The organism is Gemmobacter nanjingensis, assembly GCF_014652195.1.
GTDB lineage: Bacteria > Pseudomonadota > Alphaproteobacteria > Rhodobacterales > Rhodobacteraceae > Gemmobacter > Gemmobacter caeni.
In genome coordinates this window covers 1-1,048 of record NZ_BMYI01000079.1, presented here as the reverse complement: position 1 = coordinate 1,048, position 1,048 = coordinate 1, and the positions used below count along the sequence as shown (strand labels likewise).

The window sequence follows — 1,048 nt, the reverse complement described above, 5'->3', positions numbered from 1 at the left end:
AATCCGCGATCTCGACCGCCTGCTGGTCCAGCAGAAAGGGCGAGTGCAGTTCTTCGATCTTGGCCTGACGCCTGTCGTCCAGCCGTTTCAGCGCGGCTTTCTGACGATCCTCCAGCGCCTTCTGCTCCATGGTCAGCGGGATGTAGCGCTGAGCATTGCCATTGAAGATGGCCACGCAGATCAGCTTGCCGGGATTGCCGCTGTTCCGGTCGAACTCGCGCACCCAGACCTTTTCGGCCTGATGCAGGTCATAGCCAACCATGACCTCTTCGCCCTCGTAGCGCTGCAGAGCCTCGTGGAAATACTTGTTGGTGTTCCATTCGACCAGCGAGCGCCGCGCCGTGCGGATCTCGTAAGGCCGGAACAGGTCATCTTCCTCGGCCGGATCGACAGTGACCGGCTGGAAGCCTGACGTGACATGCGCCGCCCAGGCCTCGTTCGGCGACATATGCCGCATCTTGCCGGTTGCAGGATCTTCGAAGCGCGGCAGGCCGGTATGCGGCTTGTCATTGTATTCGGCGATGGTCTTTTCGACAGCGGCAATGAACTCCTGCCAGCTCGGCAGCCTGCGCGCGACACCAAATTCCCGGATTTCGCGGCGGGTTTCCTTGTGGATGGCCTGTTTGGCCTCCTTGTCCATGTCGCTGCCGAGATAGGTGGGAAATTCCTTCGCCAGACCGTTCCAGACTGCGTTGAACCGCTCGATGATGCCTTTCGCCTGCGAATTGTAGGGCAGAGCATGCATCTTGGTGATGCCAAGCCGCCCCATCAGGCCACCGAGGGCGGCACCATCGTCGCCGTCCATCACCTTGTTTTTGTAGCCAGCGCCCCGGTCGGTATAGAAAACCGCGCAAATACCGTGGGCGGAGCAGGACCGGCGCAGGGCCTCTGTCACCGCGATCACGTTCTCCTTGCGCGACACCGCATAGCCCACGCATTTGCGGGTGGCGACATCGAGAACCGACGTGATTTCCGGGCGCATCGGGCGGTTCGACACCGGATCTGCGATCTCGGCATCGAAGGTCTTGCCGTCTGCCGTGTAGACCGT

1 protein-coding gene is annotated in these 1,048 nt (G+C 61.2%); it reads right to left on the bottom strand.

The genetic code is table 11. From position 1 onward, the window contains the following. The coding region (locus IE126_RS25715) for a Mu transposase C-terminal domain-containing protein (RefSeq protein ID WP_189383237.1) at window positions 1-1,048 on the bottom strand (1,048 nt) is incomplete at both ends.